This window comes from Aquabacterium sp., from assembly GCF_004297345.1.
GTDB lineage: Bacteria > Pseudomonadota > Gammaproteobacteria > Burkholderiales > Burkholderiaceae_C > Aquabacterium.
This window is the reverse complement of record NZ_SCTN01000244.1, coordinates 1-3906: the sequence shown is the minus strand read 5'-3', so window position 1 is coordinate 3906 and position 3906 is coordinate 1. Positions and strand designations below refer to the sequence as shown.

Annotated in this window: 4 protein-coding genes; 1 reads left to right on the top strand and 3 read right to left on the bottom strand. The window is 57.6% G+C overall.

What is annotated here, in order from left to right:
* From fliD to EPO09_RS08670, 3 genes are all read right to left on the bottom strand, one after another.
* Positions 1-957: flagellar filament capping protein FliD (gene fliD, locus EPO09_RS08680; protein ID WP_290642197.1), on the bottom strand; the 957-nt coding region annotated here is incomplete at its 3' end.
* Between the two features lie 138 nt (positions 958-1095).
* Entirely contained in the window at positions 1096-1944 is an 849-nt protein-coding gene (locus tag EPO09_RS08675) for a flagellin domain-containing protein (protein ID WP_290642195.1), read from the bottom strand.
* A 246-nt stretch (positions 1945-2190) separates the two neighbouring features.
* Entirely contained in the window at positions 2191-3036 is an 846-nt protein-coding gene (locus EPO09_RS08670) for a flagellin (RefSeq protein ID WP_290642193.1), read from the bottom strand.
* A gap of 346 nt (positions 3037-3382) precedes the next feature.
* Between EPO09_RS08670 and EPO09_RS08665 the strand changes: the two genes are divergently transcribed.
* Positions 3383-3906, top strand: a 524-nt coding sequence (locus tag EPO09_RS08665; RefSeq protein WP_290642191.1) for a tetratricopeptide repeat protein, incomplete at its 3' end; no start/stop codon positions are given.

Sequence of the window (3906 nt, the reverse complement as noted above, 5' to 3'; positions counted from 1 at the left end):
GTCATACTTGGTGTTGTTGCGCAGCAAGGTGATGAGCGATGAATACGACGTGGCGAAGTCGTTGATGGCTTTGCTGATCGTGTCGTTGTCTTGTTTGACCGTCACAATGGCGGGCGTATCCGTGGTGCCATTTGTGGTGACCTTGCCGACCGTGAAGCTGATGCCCGTCAGTACGTCCGAAAAATTGTTGGTGCTTGACGTCACGTTGACGCCGTTGATCGAAGCAGCGGCGTCAGCGGCTGGTTTTGTGAGCGTTGTGCCAGGCATCGTGCTGGCCGGGTCATAGGCCAGCGATGACAGACCGGTGGCGTCAGTGTTGTTGCCATCACCCGTATCGTTGACTGAGACGCGAAAAGCGTTGGCGGCACCTGTCGCAGCTGATGTCATCACGAGGCGAGCGCCTTTGGAGTCCTTGACGATGGATGCTGTTACGCCGGTGGCCGCATCGTTGATCTTGTCCCTGACGTTTTCGAGTGTGTCGGTTGATGAAATGCTGACGCTGGCAGTTTTGCTGGCGTTGAATGTCGTGCCATCCCAAGAGCCCAGATCGAACGTCAGCGTGCCACTGCCAACAGTGGCTGTACTTGAGCTCAGTGCGGTGTTGGTGACGACAGATTGTCCGGACGCCAAAGAGGAGACAGACACCGAATAGCTGCCAGTGGCGGCACCTGAACCCGTGGTGAAGTTGACCACGTTCGAGTCGGATGACGAGGACGTTGTGCTGTACCAAATGTCAGGATTGGCAAGCTTCTGGGCCGCATCATGCATGGTCGACATGGTCGATTGGACCTGACCAAAAGCTGAGATCTTGGATTGGATCTTGTCGGCAGCAGTTTGAAGATCGGAAATGGGCTGACGCTCCAGTGCGACCAGTTTGGTCACGATGGAGTTGGCGTCCAGGCCGCTGCCAACCCCCAATGAACTGATGGTTCCCGAAGTAGAGGATGTGGAGGTCATCTTGATCTTCCTTTTGCGCCGCTCATGCCTGATCGGGCATGAAATGCCGATGTCCGGTCAGGGCCGGACATCGTGTAATTCGGCATGAAACGTCAGGACTTGAGCAACCGGCTTGTTGTCCCTGCGTTCATGAGGGGATCAACCACCCAGCAGCTTGAGCACTTGTTGCGGCAACTGGTTGGCCTGCGCCACCATGGCGTTGCCGGCCTGTTGCAGGATCTGGGCTCTGGACAGATTGGCAGTTTCGACCGCGAAGTCTGCATCCATGATCCGGCTGCGTGCGGCGGTCTGGTTTTCGCTGGCCACCTGCAGGTTGGAAATGATGGCATCAAAGCGGCTTTGCGTGGCACCGTAGACCGCGCGTTCGGAGTTGATCTTGTCCAGCGCACCGTCGATCGAGTCAATGACCGTCTTCAACGTGGCGGTGTTGGCATCACTGCCGATCGAGACCGAGGCGCCGGTAACAGCGGTGATGCTGCCGTTTGTCAGCATGTTCGACGTCGATATCGTGATCAGATCGTTGGCTGTTGTGTTGGCGCCGATCTGGAAGTCCAGGCCACCCGCGCCAGAGGCCAGGATGTCCTTGCCGTTGAACGTTGTGGCACCCAGCACCCGCGTGATTTCCTGCGCCAGTTGTTTGAACTCCTTGTTGAGGGAGTCCTTGTCACTGGAGCTGTTCGATGCGTTACGCGCCTGGACCGTGAGTTCACGCATCCGTTGCAGCGCATCGGAAACCTTGCCCAGCGCGCCTTCCGCCGTCTGGGCCAGGGAGATCCCGTCGTTGGCATTGCGTGCCGCGACGTTCATGCCCTTGACTTGCGCATTCATCCGTTCGGCGATCGCCAGGCCGGCGGCATCGTCCTTGGCGGAGTTCACACGCAGGCCGGAGGACAGGCGCTGCATCGACACGGACAGAGACATCTGCGACGTGTTGAGATTGCGCTGAGCGTTCAGCGAGTTCAAGTTCGTATTGATCGTCTGAGGCATAACGCACTCCTAAAAATTCGTCAGACTTCCGGCGATGTCGCCGACCTTCAGCTTGTCGCCGAAGGAGTCCAAAAAAATCCTTCAGCCAGTGGTATGGATGTTCGGAGTTTTTTTGAGAACCAAAAGTGCGAATAAAGGCCCGATCCAGCCCCAATTCCAACCCGTAAAAGGAAAAGCCGCCCGAAGGCGGCTTGACGTGCTTTTGCTGAGGCGCTGGCCGAGGTTTTCGGCCTGGCGCCTTGTATATCAGCGCAGCAGAGACAGCACTTGCTGTGGCAGCTGGTTGGCCTGCGCAATCATCGCGTTGCCAGCCTGTTGCAGGATCTGGGCACGAGACAGGTTGGCCGTTTCTGTCGCGAAGTCGGCATCCATGATGCGGCTGCGAGCGGCAGATTGGTTTTCAACCGACACCTGCAGGTTCGAGATCACCGAGTCAAAGCGGCTCTGAGTGGCGCCGTACATGGCGCGTTCGGAGTTGACCTTGTCGATGGCGCCGTCGATGTTATCGATCACGGTCTTGATCGCCGCAGCGTTTTGCTGGCTGTCGATCTTGGACGCTGCACCGGTGACAGCAGTGATGCTGGCATCGCCGTTCATATTGGTCGTGGTGACCGTGATGGTGTCGTTGTTGGTCGTGTTGGCACCGATCTGGAAGTCCTTGCCGCCGGCGTTGGAGCCGATGATGGTCTGTCCGTTGAAGGTGGTGCCGCCGATCACACGTGTGATTTCCTTGGACAGCTGCTGGAATTCCTTGTTCAGGGAGTCCTTGTCGCTGGAGCTGTTCGAAGCGTTACGAGCTTGAACAGCCAGTTCACGCATACGTTGCAAGGAATCGCCGACCTTGGCCAACGCGCCTTCAGCGGTCTGCGCCAGCGAGATGCCGTCGTTGGCGTTGCGCACTGCGACGTTCATGCCGCGAACCTGTGCGTTCATGCGTTCTGCAATCGCCAGACCGGCGGCGTCGTCCTTGGCGGAGTTGACGCGCAAGCCAGACGACAGGCGTTGCATCGAGGTGGACAGCGAAGCTTGCGAAACGCTGGTGTTGCGCTGTGCGTTCATCGACAGCAGGTTGGTATTGATAACTGAAGGCATGGTGCTCTCCTATGGTTGCAAAACTCCCGGCAGATAGCGCCGGCATGTAAACGCGGTGATACAGCTACCGCACTGCCAGACCGTCGCTAGTCAACCGTGTCGCCCGAAGTGGCGTCTTGCCACCAGAAACATCGGCCGGCTAACCGGACCACGGACCCATTCTTGAAGACCGTTGCTTTGCATATCGGCGCCCCTTTGTGTGGACTTGAGTGATTTGCAAAACCAGCTTTCGTGAAATAGTGTCGAGAGAAATGACATTGCTTTGCTGTTCATCTCCGATCCCCATGGGAATCGCTGATGTCTAGACTGACGGCACCTCTTCCTTATGAAATGGGTGTCATCCGCCATGCAAACCTCGACACAAGCCGTTTTCGGCCAGCAGGCACGACTTCTGAAGCAGGCGCATCAACATTGGGAACATGGTCTGGATTTCAGCAAGAAGGGCCAGTGGTTGGGGGCCGTCAAGGAATTTGACAAGGCCTGCAAGGCATCCCCTGCTGACACCCTGTTCAGATTGAACCTGGCGCGAGCGCTGCTGAGGTCTCAGCAAGCAGATCGGGCTATCGAGCACACGCGACTCATCCTGGAGCAGGAGCCTGGCAATTTGCTGGCCCGCCAGTTCATGGGCGAATGCCTGGCCCAGGTTGGCCGCCACAGCGAGGCCGCCACGTTCATGCTGGACATGCCGCTGGGCTTGCGTCCCAGCGCGGAATACCTGCAGGTTCTGGGCAACACACTATTTAGTGCACAACGCTATCAAGAAGGCATCAAAGTCTTGTTTGAAGCGCTGTCGCTGGATGTGACGCATGCCATGAGCCACTACCGGTTGGGCTTGTGCTTCAACGCAGTGGGCATGAAGGCCGAGGCCAT